This window comes from Salmonella sp. 32120201201600049SM (assembly GCF_017572835.1).
In the GTDB taxonomy this organism is placed as follows: Bacteria; Pseudomonadota; Gammaproteobacteria; order Enterobacterales; family Enterobacteriaceae; genus Salmonella; species Salmonella enterica.
Map to the genome: position 1 here is coordinate 1,016,931 of NZ_JAGESA010000001.1, position 19,323 is coordinate 1,036,253.

At 44.9% G+C, this 19,323-nt stretch carries 17 protein-coding genes; 7 read left to right on the plus strand and 10 right to left on the minus strand.

Annotated elements, in window-relative coordinates; all coding sequences use genetic code 11:
• The first annotated feature begins 45 nt into the window (after window positions 1-45).
• From hisD to hisIE, 7 genes are read left to right on the plus strand one after another with little or no spacing between them, the layout of a single operon-like run.
• Window positions 46-1,350 carry a histidinol dehydrogenase gene (hisD, locus tag J4650_RS05205; protein WP_000009618.1) on the plus strand — a complete coding sequence of 435 codons (1,305 nt, stop codon included), beginning with the start codon at window positions 46-48 and terminating at the stop codon, window positions 1,348-1,350.
• Window positions 1,347-2,426: a histidinol-phosphate transaminase gene (gene hisC / locus J4650_RS05210; protein WP_000102710.1), complete on the plus strand. Its 1,080-nt coding sequence runs from the start codon at window positions 1,347-1,349 to the stop codon at window positions 2,424-2,426. Before hisD ends, hisC begins: the two co-directional genes overlap by 4 nt.
• A complete protein-coding gene (gene hisB / locus J4650_RS05215; protein ID WP_000080044.1) occupies window positions 2,423-3,490 on the plus strand; it encodes a bifunctional histidinol-phosphatase/imidazoleglycerol-phosphate dehydratase HisB in 1,068 nt (355 codons plus the stop codon). The genes hisC and hisB overlap by 4 nt, the downstream gene beginning before the upstream one ends.
• Window positions 3,490-4,080, plus strand: a complete 591-nt coding sequence (gene hisH / locus J4650_RS05220; protein WP_001103591.1) for an imidazole glycerol phosphate synthase subunit HisH — start codon at window positions 3,490-3,492, stop codon at window positions 4,078-4,080. The genes hisB and hisH overlap by 1 nt, the downstream gene beginning before the upstream one ends.
• A complete protein-coding gene (hisA, locus tag J4650_RS05225; RefSeq protein ID WP_000586409.1) occupies window positions 4,080-4,817 on the plus strand; it encodes a 1-(5-phosphoribosyl)-5-[(5-phosphoribosylamino)methylideneamino]imidazole-4-carboxamide isomerase in 738 nt (245 codons plus the stop codon). Before hisH ends, hisA begins: the two co-directional genes overlap by 1 nt.
• Window positions 4,799-5,575: an imidazole glycerol phosphate synthase subunit HisF gene (hisF, locus tag J4650_RS05230; RefSeq protein WP_023993366.1), complete on the plus strand. Its 777-nt coding sequence runs from the start codon at window positions 4,799-4,801 to the stop codon at window positions 5,573-5,575. The genes hisA and hisF overlap by 19 nt, the downstream gene beginning before the upstream one ends.
• Window positions 5,569-6,180 (plus strand): bifunctional phosphoribosyl-AMP cyclohydrolase/phosphoribosyl-ATP diphosphatase HisIE, encoded by a 612-nt coding sequence (gene hisIE, locus J4650_RS05235; RefSeq protein ID WP_000954846.1) that lies wholly within the window; start codon window positions 5,569-5,571, stop codon window positions 6,178-6,180. The genes hisF and hisIE overlap by 7 nt, the downstream gene beginning before the upstream one ends.
• An 80-nt stretch (window positions 6,181-6,260) precedes the next feature.
• Here the strand turns inward: hisIE and wzzB are convergent, their stop codons facing one another.
• From wzzB to J4650_RS05285, 10 genes are all read right to left on the minus strand, one after another.
• On the minus strand, window positions 6,261-7,244 hold the full coding sequence (gene wzzB, locus J4650_RS05240; RefSeq protein WP_000215259.1) for an LPS O-antigen chain length determinant protein WzzB: 984 nt from the start codon (window positions 7,242-7,244) through the stop codon (window positions 6,261-6,263).
• Window positions 7,245-7,386: 142 nt separating this feature from the next.
• Window positions 7,387-8,553 carry a UDP-glucose 6-dehydrogenase gene (gene ugd, locus J4650_RS05245; RefSeq protein WP_000704825.1) on the minus strand — a complete coding sequence of 389 codons (1,167 nt, stop codon included), beginning with the start codon at window positions 8,551-8,553 and terminating at the stop codon, window positions 7,387-7,389.
• A gap of 237 nt (window positions 8,554-8,790) precedes the next feature.
• Complete coding sequence (gene gndA, locus J4650_RS05250) at window positions 8,791-10,197, minus strand: NADP-dependent phosphogluconate dehydrogenase (RefSeq protein WP_000043532.1); 1,407 nt, start codon at window positions 10,195-10,197, stop codon at window positions 8,791-8,793.
• 136 nt (window positions 10,198-10,333) lie between these two features.
• Window positions 10,334-11,860 (minus strand): hypothetical protein, encoded by a 1,527-nt coding sequence (locus J4650_RS05255; protein ID WP_001259152.1) that lies wholly within the window; start codon window positions 11,858-11,860, stop codon window positions 10,334-10,336.
• Window positions 11,861-12,145: 285 nt separating this feature from the next.
• Entirely contained in the window at window positions 12,146-13,516 is a 1,371-nt protein-coding gene (gene cpsG / locus J4650_RS05260) for a colanic acid biosynthesis phosphomannomutase CpsG (protein WP_023993367.1), read from the minus strand.
• 14 nt (window positions 13,517-13,530) lie between these two features.
• Window positions 13,531-14,949, minus strand: a complete 1,419-nt coding sequence (locus J4650_RS05265; protein ID WP_000632420.1) for a mannose-1-phosphate guanylyltransferase/mannose-6-phosphate isomerase — start codon at window positions 14,947-14,949, stop codon at window positions 13,531-13,533.
• On the minus strand, window positions 14,946-16,145 hold the full coding sequence (locus J4650_RS05270; protein WP_023993368.1) for a glycosyltransferase: 1,200 nt from the start codon (window positions 16,143-16,145) through the stop codon (window positions 14,946-14,948). Before J4650_RS05270 ends, J4650_RS05265 begins: the two co-directional genes overlap by 4 nt.
• Window positions 16,132-17,139, minus strand: a complete 1,008-nt coding sequence (locus J4650_RS05275) for a glycosyltransferase (RefSeq protein WP_001536394.1) — start codon at window positions 17,137-17,139, stop codon at window positions 16,132-16,134. Before J4650_RS05275 ends, J4650_RS05270 begins: the two co-directional genes overlap by 14 nt.
• Window positions 17,123-18,124 carry a glycosyltransferase family 1 protein gene (locus tag J4650_RS05280; protein ID WP_000924685.1) on the minus strand — a complete coding sequence of 334 codons (1,002 nt, stop codon included), beginning with the start codon at window positions 18,122-18,124 and terminating at the stop codon, window positions 17,123-17,125. The genes J4650_RS05275 and J4650_RS05280 overlap by 17 nt, the downstream gene beginning before the upstream one ends.
• Window positions 18,124-19,203, minus strand: coding sequence for an EpsG family protein (locus J4650_RS05285; protein ID WP_023993369.1), 1,080 nt, complete (start codon window positions 19,201-19,203; stop codon window positions 18,124-18,126). The genes J4650_RS05280 and J4650_RS05285 overlap by 1 nt, the downstream gene beginning before the upstream one ends.
• Window positions 19,204-19,323 lie beyond the last annotated feature (120 nt).

Genomic DNA, 19,323 nt, shown 5'->3' on the forward strand with positions numbered 1-19,323 from the left:
TTCTGTAGGCCGGATAAGGCGGAACCCTGTGATGGAGTAAAGACCATGAGCTTCAATACCCTGATTGACTGGAACAGCTGTAGCCCTGAACAGCAGCGTGCGCTGCTGACGCGTCCGGCGATTTCCGCCTCTGACAGTATTACCCGGACGGTCAGCGATATTCTGGATAATGTAAAAACGCGCGGTGACGATGCCCTGCGTGAATACAGCGCTAAATTTGATAAAACAGAAGTGACAGCGCTACGCGTCACCCCTGAAGAGATCGCCGCCGCCGGCGCGCGTCTGAGCGACGAATTAAAACAGGCGATGGCCGCTGCCGTCAAAAATATTGAAACGTTCCATTCCGCGCAGACGCTACCGCCTGTAGATGTGGAAACCCAGCCAGGCGTGCGTTGCCAGCAGGTTACGCGTCCCGTCGCGTCTGTCGGTCTGTATATTCCCGGCGGCTCGGCTCCGCTCTTCTCAACGGTGCTGATGCTGGCGACGCCGGCGCGCATTGCAGGATGCCAGAAGGTGGTTCTGTGCTCGCCACCGCCCATCGCTGATGAAATCCTCTATGCGGCACAACTGTGTGGCGTGCAGGAAATCTTTAACGTCGGCGGCGCGCAGGCGATTGCCGCTCTGGCCTTCGGCAGCGAGTCCGTACCGAAAGTGGATAAAATTTTTGGCCCCGGCAACGCCTTTGTAACCGAAGCCAAGCGTCAGGTCAGCCAGCGTCTCGACGGCGCGGCTATCGATATGCCAGCCGGGCCGTCTGAAGTGCTGGTGATCGCCGACAGCGGCGCAACACCGGATTTCGTCGCTTCTGACCTGCTCTCCCAGGCTGAGCACGGCCCGGATTCCCAGGTGATCCTGCTGACGCCGGATGCTGACATTGCCCGCAAGGTGGCGGAGGCGGTAGAACGTCAACTGGCGGAACTGCCGCGCGCGGACACCGCCCGGCAGGCCCTGAGCGCCAGTCGTCTGATTGTGACCAAAGATTTAGCGCAGTGCGTCGCCATCTCTAATCAGTATGGGCCGGAACACTTAATTATCCAGACGCGCAATGCGCGCGATTTGGTGGATGCGATTACCAGCGCAGGTTCGGTATTTCTCGGCGACTGGTCGCCGGAATCCGCCGGTGATTACGCTTCCGGAACCAACCATGTTTTACCGACCTATGGCTATACTGCTACCTGTTCCAGCCTTGGGTTAGCGGATTTCCAGAAACGGATGACCGTTCAGGAACTGTCGAAAGCGGGCTTTTCCGCTCTGGCATCAACCATTGAAACATTGGCGGCGGCAGAACGTCTGACCGCCCATAAAAATGCCGTGACCCTGCGCGTAAACGCCCTCAAGGAGCAAGCATGAGCACTGAAAACACTCTCAGCGTCGCTGACTTAGCCCGTGAAAATGTCCGCAACCTGGTACCGTATCAGTCCGCCCGCCGTCTGGGCGGTAACGGCGATGTCTGGCTGAACGCGAATGAATTCCCGACAGCGGTGGAGTTTCAGCTCACCCAACAAACGCTTAACCGCTACCCGGAATGCCAGCCAAAGGCCGTGATTGAAAACTACGCGCAATATGCTGGCGTAAAGCCGGAGCAGGTGCTGGTCAGCCGCGGCGCGGATGAAGGGATCGAACTGGTGATCCGCGCCTTCTGCGAACCGGGGAAAGACGCCATTCTCTACTGTCCGCCCACTTACGGTATGTACAGCGTCAGCGCCGAAACCATTGGCGTAGAGCGCCGGACGGTTCCCGCGCTTGAAAACTGGCAGCTGGATCTACAGGGGATTTCCGACAACCTTGACGGCGCAAAAGTGGTGTTCGTTTGTAGCCCCAATAACCCCACCGGGCAACTTATCAACCCGCAGGATCTACGCACGCTGCTGGAGTTGACACGCGGTAAAGCGATAGTCGTCGCCGACGAAGCTTATATTGAGTTTTGCCCGCAGGCCACGCTGACAGGCTGGCTGGTTGAATATCCTCATCTGGTTATCCTGCGCACATTGTCGAAAGCTTTTGCGCTGGCGGGTCTGCGCTGCGGCTTTACGCTGGCTAATGAAGAGGTGATCAACCTGCTGTTAAAAGTGATCGCCCCTTATCCGCTTTCTACGCCAGTGGCGGATATCGCCGCCCAGGCGCTGAGCCCGCAGGGAATAAACGCAATGCGCGATCGCGTGGCGCAGACAGTGCAGGAACGTCAGTATCTGGTGAATGCCCTGCAACAGACCGCCTGCGTAGAACACGTCTTTGACTCTGAAACCAACTATATTCTGGCGCGGTTTACCGCCTCCAGCAGCGTGTTTAAATCCTTATGGGATCAGGGCATTATCTTACGCGATCAGAATAAACAACCTTCTTTAAGCGGCTGCCTGCGGATTACGGTCGGCACCCGCCAGGAAAACCAGCGCGTCATTGACGCCTTACGTGCGGAGCCAGTATGAGTCAGAAGTATCTTTTCATCGACCGGGACGGAACCTTGATTTCCGAACCGCCGAGCGATTTTCAGGTAGACCGCTTTGATAAACTGGCCTTTGAGCCAGAGGTGATTCCCGTATTGCTGAAGCTGCAAAAAGCCGGTTTTAAGCTGGTGATGATCACTAACCAGGATGGACTTGGCACGCAAAGCTTCCCGCAGGCGGACTTCGACGGACCGCACAACCTGATGATGCAGATTTTCACTTCTCAGGGCGTATGCTTTGATGAGGTACTGATCTGCCCTCACCTGCCCGCAGACGACTGCGACTGCCGCAAGCCCAAAGTGAAGCTGGTGGAGCGTTATCTTGCGGAACAAGCGATGGATAGCGCCAACAGCTATGTGATTGGCGATCGTGCAACCGATATCCAGCTCGCTGATAATATGGGCATTACTGGTTTACGCTATCACCGTGAAACGCTGAACTGGACGATGATTGGCGAACAGCTAACGAAACGCGATCGCTATGCGCATGTGGTCCGCAACACCAAAGAGACACAGATTGATGTCAGCGTCTGGCTGGATCGCGAAGGCAACAGCAAGATTAATACCGGCGTCGGCTTCTTTGACCATATGCTCGATCAAATCGCCACCCACGGCGGCTTTCGCATGGAGATTACCGTTAAGGGCGATCTCTATATCGACGATCACCACACGGTAGAAGATACCGGACTGGCGCTCGGTGAGGCATTAAAACTGGCACTTGGCGACAAACGCGGTATCTGTCGTTTTGGCTTTGTACTGCCGATGGATGAATGTCTGGCGCGCTGCGCGCTGGATATTTCCGGTCGTCCGCATCTGGAATATAAAGCTGAATTTACCTACCAACGTGTGGGCGATTTGAGCACAGAGATGATTGAACACTTTTTCCGCTCACTCTCTTACACTATGGGCGTCACTCTGCATCTCAAGACTAAAGGTAAAAACGATCACCACCGTGTCGAAAGTTTGTTTAAAGCCTTTGGTCGGACGCTACGCCAGGCTATTCGCGTGGAGGGCGATACATTACCGTCCTCGAAAGGAGTGCTGTGATGAACGTCGTCATCCTTGACACCGGCTGCGCCAATTTAAGCTCGGTAAAATCCGCCGTGGCGCGCCACGGTTACACCCCGGTGGTCAGCCGCGAAGCGGAAATCGTATTACGCGCTGACAAACTCTTTCTGCCCGGCGTCGGCACGGCGCAGGCCGCTATGGATCAACTGCGCGAACGTGAACTGATCGACTTAATTAAAGCGTGTACTCAGCCGGTACTGGGTATCTGCTTAGGGATGCAACTGCTGGGTCGTCGCAGCGAAGAGACGCGCGGCGTGGATCTGCTGAACATTATCGAACAAGACGTGCCGAAAATGACCGACTTTGGTCTGCCGCTGCCGCACATGGGCTGGAATCGCGTGTATCCGCAGGCGGGCAACCGGCTGTTTCAGGGCATTGAAGATGGCGCCTATTTTTACTTTGTTCACAGCTACGCGATGCCGGTCAACCCGTGGACTATCGCCCAGTGCAATTACGGCGAGCCGTTTACCGCGGCGGTACAGAAAGATAATTTCTTCGGCGTACAGTTCCATCCGGAACGTTCGGGCGCGGCGGGCGCACAGTTGCTGAAAAACTTCCTGGAGATGTAATGATTATTCCGGCATTAGATTTAATTGACGGCACCGTGGTGCGTCTCCACCAGGGCGACTACGCCCGGCAGCGGGATTACGGTAACGATCCCCTGCCCCGTTTGCAGGATTACGCCGCCCAGGGCGCCGGGGTGCTGCATCTGGTAGATCTGACCGGCGCTAAAGATCCGGCTAAGCGACAGATACCGCTGATTAAAACCCTGGTCGCGGGCGTGAACGTGCCTGTTCAGGTCGGCGGCGGCGTGCGTACCGAAGAAGACGTTGCGGCATTACTGAAAGCTGGCGTTGCCCGTGTGGTCATCGGTTCAACGGCGGTGAAATCCCCTGACGTGGTGAAAGGCTGGTTTGAACGTTTTGGCGCGCAGGCGCTGGTGCTGGCGCTGGACGTTCGCATAGACGAACACGGCACCAAGCAGGTGGCGGTTAGCGGCTGGCAGGAAAATTCCGGTGTCTCGCTGGAACAACTGGTGGAGACCTATCTCCCCGTCGGCCTGAAACATGTACTGTGTACCGATATTTCTCGCGACGGCACGCTGGCGGGCTCTAACGTTTCGCTGTACGAAGAGGTATGCGCCAGATATCCGCAGATCGCCTTTCAATCCTCCGGCGGTATTGGCGATATCGATGATATTGCCGCCCTGCGCGGCACCGGCGTGCGCGGCGTGATTGTCGGACGCGCGCTGTTGGAAGGGAAATTTACCGTTAAGGAGGCCATCCAATGCTGGCAAAACGTATAATTCCGTGTCTGGATGTTCGTGATGGTCAGGTGGTGAAAGGCGTACAGTTTCGCAACCATGAGATCATTGGCGATATCGTTCCGCTGGCCAAACGCTATGCCGACGAAGGCGCGGACGAACTGGTGTTCTATGACATTACCGCCTCCAGCGATGGTCGCGTAGTCGATAAAAGCTGGGTGGCGCGCGTTGCCGAGGTGATCGACATTCCGTTTTGTGTAGCGGGCGGTATCCGGTCAATTGACGACGCCGCCAAAATTCTTTCTTTCGGGGCGGATAAGATCTCTATCAACTCCCCGGCGCTGGCTGACCCAACGCTGATTACCCGTCTGGCTGACCGTTTTGGCGTACAGTGCATTGTCGTCGGGATTGATACCTGGTTTGACGACGCCACGGGGAAATATCATGTTAACCAGTATACCGGCGATGAAAACCGTACCCGCGTGACGCAGTGGGAGACGCTGGACTGGGTGCAAGAGGTACAACAGCGCGGCGCGGGGGAAATCGTCCTGAATATGATGAACCAGGACGGCGTGCGTAACGGTTACGATCTGACGCAGTTGCAAAAAGTCCGTGACGTTTGCCGCGTGCCGCTGATCGCCTCCGGCGGCGCGGGCACGATGGAACACTTTCTTGAGGCATTCCGTGATGCCGATGTCGACGGCGCGCTTGCCGCCTCCGTTTTTCACAAGCAAATCATCAATATTGGCGAATTAAAAGCGTACCTGGCAGGCCAGGGCGTGGAGATCAGGATATGTTAACAGAGCAACAACGCCGCGAGCTGGACTGGGAAAAAACCGATGGCCTGATGCCAGCCATCGTGCAACATGCGGTATCCGGCGAAGTATTGATGCTGGGCTATATGAACCCACAAGCGCTGGACAAAACCATTGAATCCGGCCATGTCACGTTCTTCTCACGCACGAAACAGCGTTTATGGACCAAAGGCGAAACCTCAGGCCATGTGCTGAATGTCGTCAGCATTGCGCCGGATTGCGACAACGATACACTGCTGGTGCTGGCAAATCCTGTCGGGCCGACCTGCCACAAAGGTACCAGCAGCTGCTTTGGCGACGCCAGCCATCAGTGGTTATTCCTGTATCAACTGGAGCAGCTACTGGCAGAGCGCAAAACCGCCGATCCGGCCAGCTCTTACACGGCGAAACTGTACGCCAGCGGTACTAAACGTATTGCGCAAAAAGTTGGCGAAGAAGGTGTGGAAACCGCGCTGGCGGCCACCGTCAATGATCGTTTTGAATTAACCAATGAAGCGTCTGATTTGATGTACCACCTGCTGGTGCTGTTGCAGGATCAGGATCTCAACCTCACCACCGTGATCGACAATCTTCGTAAGCGTCATCAATAAGCGTAAAAAAACCGGGCAATGCCCGGTTTTTTAATGAGAAATTTTACCTGTCGTAGCCGACCACCATCCGGCAAAGAAGCTTACAAGGCTTTTGGCTTATAGCTACGTAGCGCATTGCGTCCCAGCACAATCCCGGCACCGATCATCCCACCCAGCAATACAGCTAGCACAAGAGTAATGGCTTTTTTCGGGCTATCGCGACGGACCGGCAGCGTCGGCTTCATCACATAACGATAGACGTGCACCGTATCGGCAGTCACTTTCAGATTTTTAATGTCCAGCAGTGTCTGCTTCGTCTGGTAATAGGCCGGAGAAAAGACCAGTGGACGCGTCGCTTCGTTCTGTATCATCGATTTTAGCGCATCGCTCCCCAGCAGGAACATCGTGTCCTGGGTAACATCCTGGGTTTGCTGAATCTGCGGCTGCGTGATTTTGGCCTCATCCGCATAGCGCAACGCTTCTTCGATTTGCTTAATACGCAGATCTTTTTGCTCCTGCGCCACAACTTCCTGCGTCTCAAGGGACTCCTGCAACGTTTTGGTTTGCAGCGTGATGTTATCTTTCAGGTCAACTTCCAGTTCCTTAGCGACCTCTTCATCCACCTGTTGGATATATTCCGCCAGCCGACGCTGCGCCCCTTCAGCGGTAGTACTCACATAAGAAACCGAGAGTGGCAGCGCCTGCCCTTTTACCGACTGTTCAATGGTAAGCTTTTCCCGCTCTTTCTGATTATCCAGCACTTCCGATAATGCGGAAAACGCAGAGCTAAAGCGGCTTATAAAATTCGCCTGCACTTCAGAGATTTTGGGGGCATTCCCACCATACAAGACGTTGAGCGCGTTGGTATAGGTGGCAACCTGCGCGGCATCAGGTTGGGTAATAATCGCCGTGGATGTCCATTTTTCTTTGGCTATCATCAGGTAGCCTACAGCCAGCAAAATGGCGATAATAACGGCTACAATAATGGTCATCTTCCCACGCCATAACTGTAGCAATAACTCAATCAAATCAATCTGTTCCGGATCGTTCCCACGCCCGGAAGACGTATTACTATCCACTGTCATAGATACCCTAACTAAAAAAAGGATGAAGCTGGAGACAGTGTAGCCATAAAGCAAATATATGCCATAGGATTAATGATAAAAATCAGACATTATTTCCATTTGGTCAATAAATCATCGGGACTCATCAGCCCCGATTGCCTTATTAATCACTACCGAAAAGATCGCGGGTATACACTTTTTCAGCGACATCCAAAAGCTCTGCCGCCATCCTGTTGGAAATAATGACATCCGCCTGCTGTTTAAAGCAGTGCAAATCACGTTCAAGACGTGAGTTAAAGAAAGTATCTTCTTCCATTACCGGCTCATAGATGATGACCTCTACGCCTTTCGCTTTAATGCGCTTCATAATCCCCTGAATCGATGAGGCGCGGAAGTTATCGGAGCCACTCTTCATAATCAGGCGATAAATGCCCACCACTTTAGGCTTTCTGGCGAGGATAGCGTCGGCAATAAAATCTTTACGCGTACGGTTTGCTTCAACGATAGCGGAGATAATATTATTAGGCACCGACTGATAATTGGCCAGCAACTGTTTGGTATCTTTTGGCAAACAATATCCGCCATAACCAAAAGAGGGATTATTATAATGATTGCCAATACGCGGGTCGAGGCACACCCCTTCAATAATTTGTCGGGTATTTAATCCTAACGTTTCAGCATAGCTGTCTAATTCATTAAAATAAGCGACTCGCATAGCGAGATAAGTATTGGCGAAAAGTTTAATAGCTTCCGCCTCAGTGGAGTCCGTAAACAGCGTTGGAATCTCCTGTTTAATAGCGCCTTCCTGGAGTAATGCGGCAAATTCTCTGGCGCGCTCAGACTGTTCCCCAATCACGATACGGGAGGGATAAAGGTTATCGTAAAGGGCTTTACCTTCACGTAAAAACTCCGGAGAGAAAATGATATTTTCTGTCGCAAACTTCTGACGCATTGCCGCCGTGAAGCCAACCGGCACCGTAGACTTAATAATCATCACGGCTGCGGGGTTGATGCTGATCACATCCTGAATGACCGATTCCACACTGGACGTATTAAAATAGTTGGTTTTGGGATCGTAATCCGTAGGCGTAGCAATGATGACGTAATCTGCATTCTGGTACGCATCAAACTTATCCAGCGTTGCCCTGAATCTGATGTTATCTTCCTTTAAAAATTGCTGAATTTCTTTATCAACAATCGGAGATATCCGATCATTTAACAGTTCAACACGGGAAGGAACAATGTCTAACGCCACCACATCATGATGTTGTGCAATAAGCAAACCATTAGACAAGCCAACATAACCCGTCCCGGATATCGTGATTTTCATTATTCGCTCTCAGAATTAACTTAATTATGAATCATGATGTATTTCGCATCCTGATAAGATATTAAAGTTTTAACGCCTGAGTATATAAAGTGCAACGCAGACGAAAACAATTCAGATTATCTTCATTACGATAAACACAGATTATTAAGTTAATATTAAGCAAAAGCGATAAATCAATAAGAATAGAGATAAAAAAAAAGCCCGGTATTAAACCGGGCTTAAACATTTTTGCAGAAATTATTCCAACCATTCGGTATGGAAAATGCCTTCTTTATCAGTACGTTTATAGGTGTGCGCACCAAAGTAGTCACGCTGCGCCTGAATTAAGTTAGCTGGCAGTACTGCGGCGCGATAGCTGTCATAGTAGGCCACTGCCGCAGAGAATGTCGGCACCGGAATGCCGTTCTGCACCGCGTAAGCCACGACATCACGCAGCGCCTGCTGGTACTCATCAGCAATTTTCTTGAAGTAAGGCGCTAACAGCAAGTTAGCGATACCGGCGTTTTCTGCGTAAGCATCAGTGATCTTCTGCAGAAACTGAGCGCGAATGATACAGCCCGCACGGAAAATCTTAGCAATCTCGCCGTAGTTGAGATCCCAGTGATATTCATCAGACGCGGCGCGTAGCTGCGAGAAGCCCTGCGCATAGGAGACGATCTTGCCAAGATACAGCGCGCGACGCACTTTCTCGATAAATTCAGCTTTGTCGCCTGCCGGCTGCGCTTTCGGCCCGGAGAGCACTTTAGATGCGGCAACACGTTGCGCTTTCAACGAAGAGATGTAACGCGCAAAGACGGATTCGGTAATCAGCGACAGCGGTTCACCCAGATCCAGCGCGCTCTGGCTGGTCCATTTACCGGTCCCTTTGTTGGCGGCTTCATCAAGAATGACATCCACCAGGTAGTTTCCGTCTTCATCTTTTTTAGTGAAGATGTCTTTAGTGATGTCGATCAGATAGCTGCTCAGCTCGCCGTTATTCCACTCAGTAAAAGTGTTCGCCAACTCTTCATTGCTGAGATTCAGGCCGCCTTTCAGCAGGGAGTAAGCTTCAGCGATAAGCTGCATATCGCCATATTCAATACCATTGTGGACCATCTTGACGTAGTGACCAGCACCATCGGCGCCGATATAGGTCACGCACGGTTCGCCATCTTCTGCCACAGCAGCAATCTTCGTCAGGATCGGCGCCACCAGTTCATAGGCATCTTTCTGACCGCCAGGCATGATAGATGGCCCTTTCAGCGCGCCCTCTTCACCACCGGAAACACCGGTACCGATAAAGTTAAAACCTTCCGCAGACAGCTCGCGATTGCGACGGATTGTGTCCTGGAAGAAGGTGTTACCGCCATCAATAATGATATCGCCTTTTTCCAGATACGGTTTCAGCGAATCGATAGCTGCATCAGTACCTGCGCCCGCTTTCACCATTAACAGGATACGACGAGGCGTTTCGAGGGATTCAACAAACTCTTTCACCGTGTAATAAGGCACCAGCTTTTTGCCGGGATTCTCGGCAATCACTTCTTCGGTCTTTTCACGGGAGCGGTTGAAAACGGAGACGGTATAACCACGGCTTTCGATGTTGAGCGCGAGGTTGCGCCCCATCACTGCCATACCGACGACGCCGATCTGTTGCTTGGACATTACATACTCCTGTCAGGTGTGGAAGTTACATATATTTCACCATTATGTGCTACAAATTTTACAGCGTAAAGCATATTAAATACTTGTCCATTAATAGCACATTGTGGTTCGGCGGATATTTTCCCGCTTGGTTAACTTAAAATACCACGCGTAAAATTCTTTTAACAAAAGACCTAAAGTTAGCATCTGCATAAAAAACCGCAAAAACTATAATCATACTTACCAGCGATACAATAGTAAGCTTACTTATAAAGTCAAACCAGTTGGAAACTTTAAAGAAAATTATTTGTTCTCTTGTAAAATAAAAAACAGCAAAAATAACAAATGAGAATATTAAAGGTTTCAGTACAAATGACAAGTACTTTTTTAATGCATTAAATCTACCAAACATTTTACCATATAGATATAATGGCTTTGCAATTAATGTAATTAATACATTAGATATAATCGTGCCAATAATAATACCGGGAAGACCAATATAAAAAGCCAGGAGCGCGGAAAAAAATAAATTAACCACTCCCTCAAGCAAAGGATAATATACATCCCCAAAAAAACCAGTTGCGTTTTTAAAAATATCACAAGGAATTCTAATGACACTTATAAATACATTAACAAGCATTAATATAACAATACCATTACCTAGTATGAATTTTTCGCCTATCCAGCTGGTAATAAAGTCATTAACCAAAAAATACATATTCAAAGAAATGAAGGTAGCCAATGCTATAAATACTGTGTTAAATTGCTTTGCAATACTGGTAACTTCATCATCATTTTGATTGATTAAAAAATTACCCACACTAGCTGTAATAGCATTAACAAAACTGGACATAAGCACAGTCACAACCTGGAAGACCATCATATAACTTCCATAAATCGTGACGTAGCTTAAATTAAGAAATTTTGAAACTAGCAAATAATCAGTATTTAAAACTAACACACCACCAATCTTATGAAAAAACATGTTTTTTATTTTTATTTTTAATTCATTTTTTAATGTTGTTTTTTCATCATCGCTAATAGATTGTGGAACTACCTTAAAATGGATGTCGTTATTAATAATATTTTTAAATATAAAATACTGTACTATCACGCCAATAGTTTCAACGAGCAAATAGAGTAAGAAATTATGTGTGGTGACTAATAGCAATATTTGCAGCGCAATAATTAATATTTTCCCGCCACCCTGTATTTTACGGACTACTGAATATTGCTGATTTGCAGTTAATAGAGTTGAATGCTTTGCATAAGAATAAGTTAAAGATGTATTTATTACAAAAAATGCCCAATAAATAAAAACGTGACTTACTGCATTAACAGAATCGATGAAAAAGTAAATACCAAAGCCAATTACTATACCTATCAATAAAACTAAAAACGAGATATATCTATAGATTGTAGACAGCAATAAAGTTAAGTATTTTATTTTTGCATAATCCCCCTCACTCAGCGGCTTGTATAAAAGGCTTGCCGCAGCTACCCCTATGCCAAGCTCGGCGAGATTTAAATAAGCAGTCAGTTGTGTAAATAACAACATCACACCTGTTAAATCAGCGCCCATCTTAGAGACAAATATAGTTCGAAGATAAAATCCTAGCGCAATAAGAAAAAAAGTAATAAATAAATCAACTTTAAAGTTGTTAATCGCTTTTATAGTTCGCATTTTTACTTTCCGGATGTAAACTTAAAGTAAATAAATATTCGTGGGAAGTTACAGGATTACATCAATTATTATTAGCCCCATAATAATTAATATTACCAGGAAGGTAAAATAAATAATTATATCAATGATTATTTATACTGTCCGAAAAGAACATAGCGAAAGCCTTATATCTATTAGAAATGGAAACCAACAACAATCAAACACACTTAATATTTATTGGCTTTATACTACGAATTGGTTAGAGAATATCCGAAAAGTTAGCCCTCCATAAAGAAGGGCTGCTTTTTATGAATTGAGTAGCTGAAGAATTTCTTTCGTTCGCGCTTCCATCAGCGGAATATCGCCGCGTGATTCCACATTCAGGCGCACCACCGGTTCGGTGTTCGACGAGCGCAGGTTGAAACGCCAGTCCGGGAATGACATGCTGAGACCGTCCGTGCGATCCACCGCCTGCGCCTCTTCCGCAAAGTGCGCTTCCACCCGCGCAATGGCTGCCGCCGGCTCCGCCAGCCTGCTGTTGATTTCCCCGCTCGCCGGGAACGCCGCCATCCGGTCGCAGACCAGTTCACCCAGCGACTGTCTCTTCAGGCACACCAGCTCCGCTACCAGCAGCCACGGGATCATCCCGCTGTCGCAGTAGGCAAAATCACGAAAATAGTGATGCGCGCTCATTTCCCCGCCATAAATGGCATCCTCCGTACGCATCCGCTCCTTGATAAAGGCGTGCCCGGTTTTTGACATCACCGGCGTCCCGCCCGCCGCCGCCACCACTGCCTCCGTGTTCCAGGTCAGGCGCGGGTCGTGGATAATCTTCGCCCCCGGGTGTTTTTCCAGAAACGCTTCCGCCAGCAGCCCGACGATGTAGTACCCCTCGATAAACTGCCCTTTCTCATCGAACAGGAAGCAGCGGTCGAAGTCGCCGTCAAAGGCGATGCCCATGTCCGCCCCGTGTTCAATAACGGCCTTGCGGGTGTCGTCGCGACACTCCGGCAGCAACGGGTTGGGAATGCCGTTCGGGAAGGTGCCGTCCGGGGTGTTGTGGATTTTGATGAACTCCACCGGCGCGCCCAGCGCCTTCAGACGCGCTTCGATGGCGTCAATGACCGGCCCCGCCGCCCCATTGCCGGAATTCACCACCAACTTCAGCGGGGTGAGATTGTTAACACTGATATAGCCGAGCAGGTGGTCGATGTAGGCGTCGCGCAGGCTGATTTGTCTGTAGCTGCCGCGCGCGGCCTCGTTCACCGGCGGGAAGTCGCCCGCTTCTGCCAGACGCTGAACGTCGCGCAGACCGGTGTCGCCGCTTATCGGGCGGGCGCCCTCGCGCACCAGCTTCATACCGTTGTAGTCCATCGGGTTATGGCTGGCGGTCACCTCAATACCGCCGTCCACGCCGAGGTGGAAGGTGGCGAAGTAAATCTCTTCGGTGCCGGACATACCGATATCCAGCACGTCGACGCCCGCGTCCTGTAACCCTTTTGCCAGCGCCAGCTTCAGCGCCTCGCTGGTCAGGCGCACGTCGCCGCCCAGCACGATGGTTTTCGGTTTTAAATATTCGCCGTAGGCGCGGCCAATCCGCCACGCGATATCTTCATTGAGCTCTTCGCCCAGCCTGCCGCGAATGTCGTAGGCCTTAAAACAAGTTAAATTATTCATTATTACGTTATTCCTTAATTACGACCATACTTATCTGAAAAACGAACAATATCATCCTCCCCTAAATATGCGCCGGATCTTACCTCAATAAGTTCAAGTGCAATTTTCCCTGGGTTTTCAAGGCAGTGCTTAACACCGACAGGAATATATACGGATTCATTTTCAGTTAAAATTTTCACTTCACCTTTTATGGTTATTTTTGCGGTACCTGCAACGATAATCCAGTGTTCCGCGCGATGATAATGTTGCTGCTCTGAAATTCCTTCTCCGGGTTTTACAGTGATTCTCTTTACCTGATAACGCTCACCGAAATCGATTGAATCGTATTTACCCCATGGTCTATAAACTTCCCGATGAGTTATATGCTCATGACGATTTTCTAATTTAATTTTCTCAACAATTTTCTTAACATCTTGAACACAGTTTGTGTTTGCAACTAAAACGGCATCTTTCGTTTGCACGACTATAAGATCTTTGACACCAACAGCGGTTACCAAACCCGTTTCTGCATGGAGATAGCAATTATCTGCATTGTGGCTTAATACATCGCCTTTAGTCACATTACCATTACTATCTTTATCACTTATCTCCCAAAGAGAAGACCACGAACCGACATCACTCCAACCCGCATTTAAAGGTACGACAACCGCGTCATTCGTCTTTTCCATCACTGCATAATCAATTGATTCATCCGGGCAAGCGCAAAATGAATCTTCATCCACTCGAATGAAATCGAGATCCGTAACAGCAGATTCCATCGCTAATGAGCAAGCTTTATAAATATCAGGGCGAAATTTTTTTAACTCTTCAATATATCGATCTGCCCTAAATAAAAACATACCGCTGTTCCAGTAATACTCACCAGAATCAAGATAACTCTGAGCCGTTTCTAGATTGGGTTTTTCGACAAATTCAGCCACCCTAAACGCCAAAGAACAATCATTTTCTGCAGAGAAAAGAGCTTGCCCACGCCGTATATAACCATAACCTGTCTCTGGCATGGTAGGTACAATACCAAACGTAACTAATTTTCCTGCTTCGGCATATTTTCTAGCGTCTTGTATAGTCTTACAAAACGTTTCTTCGTCCTTAATTATATGGTCAGCAGCCAATACTAACAGTAAAGCGTTTTTCTTAAGGCATTTTAAAGCTGCCAAGGCTACTGCAGGGGCCGTGTTACGTCCAACAGGTTCTAAAATTATATCGCCAGATGATTTAGATAATTCTTTAAGCTGTTCTGCAACAATAAACCTGTGCTGCTCATTACAAATAACAATAGGATCTGAAGCATTCAAATTATTAATTCGCGTAATTGTGGTCTGAAGCATACTTTGAGAGCCATCTAAACATAAAAACTGTTTAGGATATAACGTTCGAGAAAGTGGCCATAACCGACTTCCATTTCCCCCAGCCATAATTATTGGTGTAATCATTTTCCTGTTAACCTCTCAATATTTTTCACCAAAACTGATAAACGCGTTGACCAATTAAATTTCTCCGCAACAAAATTTCGCGCATTCTTAGCAATCATTTGATATACAGAATTTTCACTCAAAGTTTCTAACGACTTCAAGTACTCATCACTATTATCAGCAATTAATATCTCTTCACCAATATTTGCTTCTATACCCTCATAACCCATTCGGGATGTGATAGTTGGAAGTCCAAGAGCCATATATTCTAATATTTTATTTTGTACACCTGCACCAAACCGAACTGGGCAAATTCCGATATGTCCTATTTTAGCCGCATCAGCCATATTTGTAACGCTGCCACTCACCACAACATTTTCAAAACCTTGTAAATATAGTTTATCACTTTTGTTTATTTTACCTAAAATGTGGAAAATATATTTCTTACCGTTATTATTTTTATTTATTGATGGTAGAATATTTTTTACGAACCATTTCACTCCGTCAAAATTTTGGAATGAACACAAGTTCCCAATAAAAATAAGATTAATTATATTGGTATTTTCAATGACTCTCTTTGTAAAAGGATAATCCTCAAGATCAACTCCATTATTACAAACCAAAATGTTATCATTCCTATTCCCAAAAAGGAATTTTTTGTCAACCTCTGATATTAACGATATGAGTGAATAGCGGCCATAAACTTCTTTTTCATATTTTAATAATCGCTCTTGTTCGATAGAGTAAATGATGCTTTTTAAAGAATTTTTCGGAGCTTCTTTTTTTATACGCGAATAATTTAAGGAAATTGCATCAGTCATTTCAAGAATATGCAAGCCAGGCTTATTTAAAGTGTAATCACCAACACGAATGAGATGAGAAAGAGTCAAATCATAATTCCTAATTATCTCATTAAGTTTATTTTCAAATTCAGTATTTTTATAATAAGCTATCTGAAGTGGTTTTCTACCAGGTAATGCTTTTAATACATTAAAATAACTTTTTATTTTAGGATGATAGATCCGGAAAATTTTATCAAAGACGTGATCATTTTTTACTATAAAATTTAAGTCTTCGATACTATCGCATAGACTTAGCAAATCTAATGTGTAGTATTTAGACAATTCCTTACAAATGCGATATATCCTTAACCTATCCCCTCCTACCACTGGATACGGAAATCGTGGGGTGAGGATGAGTATTTTACTTTTTTCCATATAAAAACTCGAGTTGGGATTTAAAAATTTCATGTTCTATCAATTGTCCATGGATATCTTTATACTTGCTAGCTAACACAGCTTTATATTGGATGTGAAAGTCATTTTGATTAGTATAAAGATATACATTTTCATCTTTTTGTTCCATAAAGGCTGATATTTGTGTACATAAAATCTTTTTATGGGACAACTTAGCCTCTGCTACAGCTCTTCCATAACCCTCATATTTCGAATGTGCCCAAATAAAGGTAGAGTTACAATAAAGGCTTACAACATCATCAAGATCCAGGAAAGGAATAACTTCAATTTCACTTTGGACTCTATGGTCATCAATTATTTTTTTTACCCTCTCTATAGCATTTCCACAGCCTAATATTTTAAGCGGCAATCGTTCATCCTTGCTAATAGATGAATATAATTTCAAAGCACCATCGAGATCTTTATTATCACCCACCCCTGTTACCAATAATATATATCCAAGATCAAGAATCGTATTTTTTTTCGCAATTTCCTCGAAACGAAAAAATGTGTTTGGGAAATAATAGCCTTTACAATTTTTAAAGAGTTCAATGCTATCTATAACACGCTTAGTTGTTTTTGATATATATATATAATCGGCTTTTAATTGTGATGCTTTGAGCATACAATATGACACATATTTCGCGGATAAAGAATGGTTCTTTTTTCTTAAGCTTATTAGATCATGAATAATAACCACTGATTTACCCAAGTACGCGTCTATAATTGATGTACTATTATATGGATAGATATTAAATTTTGACTTTAATATAAGTCCAATAAGCGGAGTAAGTATTTGTTCATAGAATATGAATAAAAAATTATGTATAAAAGCAGGTAAAGGGTATAGGACTTTTGGACAAGTTAATTCACAGACTTGCATAGAGTCCTTTTTCATTTGAAGAACTAACTCTTCAGTATAAATCGGTATTCCTCTTTTTAAAACACCACTAAAATAATTATTTATTACTATCATTGTTTATTAGTCCTATATACAGTTGAGCGATCGACTGCCAATTTCTTTTTTCAGAGTACTCATAGGCACTATCATTAATTTTGGCAAAGCTATCTGTATTATTTATATAATATAAAACCTTACTCAAAAGATCATTTTTATCGTTCCCTAATACGGCAATATTTTCAAATTCAGACGAAAACTGCCCCCTTAGGGAAAATACTAATACTCGATTAATCATCGCAGCAAGGGCAGTACCTCTCCGTTCTGAGATGCCATCGGGATATGGTAATATAGCCATGTCAGTTTCAGCTAGCAGATTTGATATTTCGGCTGCTGATTTATTTAAAAGTAACTCGCACTTTTGTTCTGTACACTGTTCTATAATTAAATTGGCATAACTATTGTCAGCACCAGGAACATAACCAATCAAGGCAGAGCGGAATTTAATATTTTTCTTATTAAGCTCTTTAATAATCCAGATAAATTCTTCTATTCCCTTTCCTTTGGAAATTATACCAAAATGAACAAGATCAAATTTTTTTTCTTTCTTTTGGCAAGAAGGTATGTTAGATGCGATAGGAATTAGTCTTGTTTTTGCAGAATTAAATAATGTTTTTTCACCTATATTCTTCTCATACTGAGTTGTAAAGATTATATAATCAGCAAGCTTAAAAATTTTTAGGAAATATTGAGCTCTCTTTGATAAACTACTAAATTCGTGTAGCGTTATCGATGTTTTTAAGCCAACTAACTTAGCTAAGATAAATGCAACATGAGGTTTAAAAGCCGCAATTTTGTTTGTCGAAAATCCAATCGATGGATATTGAATATTAATAAGTTTGATAATTTTTCTATTAGAAACTATTTTATAGATTAATTCGAATAAGGATAGTTTGACAACGTTAACTGTATAATTCTTTTTAATTTCTTGGTTTAGATTATAAACATAATCACCTACTCCACATTTATCATCTGGATACGAACCCGTATATATTAATAACATTAGTAAATACCTTGACGCTGAATTTCTGAAAATACCGATATGTAAGGATAGAAAAGTTCAGGATAAGACCCTAGTATAGAGTAAACTTGATAGCCAAAATAAAAAATCACTATAAAAATCAGAGCAGGAATCCGTGTAAAAATTCCTACACGCACTAATACTGCAGGAATCAACAATATTTCGACTATAGTAAAATATATACTAATTACTGAGAACATGGCTGAGATCGGAGATAAAAATAAATATATGATAGTTCCAAATAAATATGTTTTTACCAAAAATAAATTTGCCTTATTATTTTTTATATCAAAAGATAATGTGTAAAGAAAAATAGCAGAAATTACCACCCTTTTTAAAATTCCAGATATACTTATGGAACCATATTCTTGTGCATTTTGAGTATAAACAGTGAGTTTATAGCGAACAATTTCGACAGGAATTAGACTAATAACGGAAGAAATTATATCTGATAAATAATGTGACAAAGGCAATGATAGAATGGCACCAAGCACAAGTAATATTTTATATAAGTTTAAAGATAACTTATTGATTAAAAAAACAGATAAGGTAACTAAAGACGAGATATGAAATGTCGACGCACATAGAATAAGAATAAGCGATTGCACCTTTTTATTACTTTTATATTGGATTAAAGCGAAAAAAGATAACCCAATTGCAATAATTCTTCTTTCGGCCCCAAAAAAAGACCCCAGATAATAATAACTATAAAAAACACAAACAGACAGAATAGTTAATGATATATTTTTTTGTGTTTTCAGGCATCCCCAGAATATTAACGCGATAGGAATAATTGATGTAGTGAATAGAAACAATGTATAATTATCTGTCAAATATCTTATTAATTTGACGTATAATACATACCCGATTTCAAAGTCATGTCGATTCCCTGGACTCATGAAATCATCGTAATAGGGGAGCCAATCAGTACCAGTCTGCCAACGTAAAGAACAAAACGAGACAAGAAATAAAAAACTTAGCATCAAGGCGTAAATTTTTATATTTTTATTCTTAACAAATGAAAAGAACGGAAAAATTACAATAAAAATATAATATATCATGCTAAGTCTCTCAAATAAAAAATTATTCTTATTGTTTTCTAAAAATAATCTTTATAAATACGATATTATAATTATTCAGGACACGCTACCGCCCCTGGCTCATCAGCTACCAGTGCACTG

Coding starts and splice junctions, on each gene's coding strand:
- cpsG (WP_023993367.1), bottom strand. CDS start 13,516: ATGAATAATTTAACTTGTTTTAAGGCCTACGACATTCGCGGCAGGCTG.
- hisF (WP_023993366.1), top strand. CDS start 4,799: ATGCTGGCAAAACGTATAATTCCGTGTCTGGATGTTCGTGATGGTCAG.
- ugd (WP_000704825.1), bottom strand. CDS start 8,553: ATGAAAATCACGATATCCGGGACGGGTTATGTTGGCTTGTCTAATGGT.
- J4650_RS05270 (WP_023993368.1), bottom strand. CDS start 16,145: ATGGAAAAAAGTAAAATACTCATCCTCACCCCACGATTTCCGTATCCA.
- J4650_RS05285 (WP_023993369.1), bottom strand. CDS start 19,203: ATGATATATTATATTTTTATTGTAATTTTTCCGTTCTTTTCATTTGTT.
- J4650_RS05280 (WP_000924685.1), bottom strand. CDS start 18,124: ATGTTATTAATATATACGGGTTCGTATCCAGATGATAAATGTGGAGTA.
- hisH (WP_001103591.1), top strand. CDS start 3,490: ATGAACGTCGTCATCCTTGACACCGGCTGCGCCAATTTAAGCTCGGTA.
- wzzB (WP_000215259.1), bottom strand. CDS start 7,244: ATGACAGTGGATAGTAATACGTCTTCCGGGCGTGGGAACGATCCGGAA.
- gndA (WP_000043532.1), bottom strand. CDS start 10,197: ATGTCCAAGCAACAGATCGGCGTCGTCGGTATGGCAGTGATGGGGCGC.
- hisIE (WP_000954846.1), top strand. CDS start 5,569: ATGTTAACAGAGCAACAACGCCGCGAGCTGGACTGGGAAAAAACCGAT.
- hisB (WP_000080044.1), top strand. CDS start 2,423: ATGAGTCAGAAGTATCTTTTCATCGACCGGGACGGAACCTTGATTTCC.
- J4650_RS05275 (WP_001536394.1), bottom strand. CDS start 17,139: ATGATAGTAATAAATAATTATTTTAGTGGTGTTTTAAAAAGAGGAATA.
- hisD (WP_000009618.1), top strand. CDS start 46: ATGAGCTTCAATACCCTGATTGACTGGAACAGCTGTAGCCCTGAACAG.
- J4650_RS05265 (WP_000632420.1), bottom strand. CDS start 14,949: ATGATTACACCAATAATTATGGCTGGGGGAAATGGAAGTCGGTTATGG.
- hisC (WP_000102710.1), top strand. CDS start 1,347: ATGAGCACTGAAAACACTCTCAGCGTCGCTGACTTAGCCCGTGAAAAT.
- J4650_RS05255 (WP_001259152.1), bottom strand. CDS start 11,860: ATGCGAACTATAAAAGCGATTAACAACTTTAAAGTTGATTTATTTATT.
- hisA (WP_000586409.1), top strand. CDS start 4,080: ATGATTATTCCGGCATTAGATTTAATTGACGGCACCGTGGTGCGTCTC.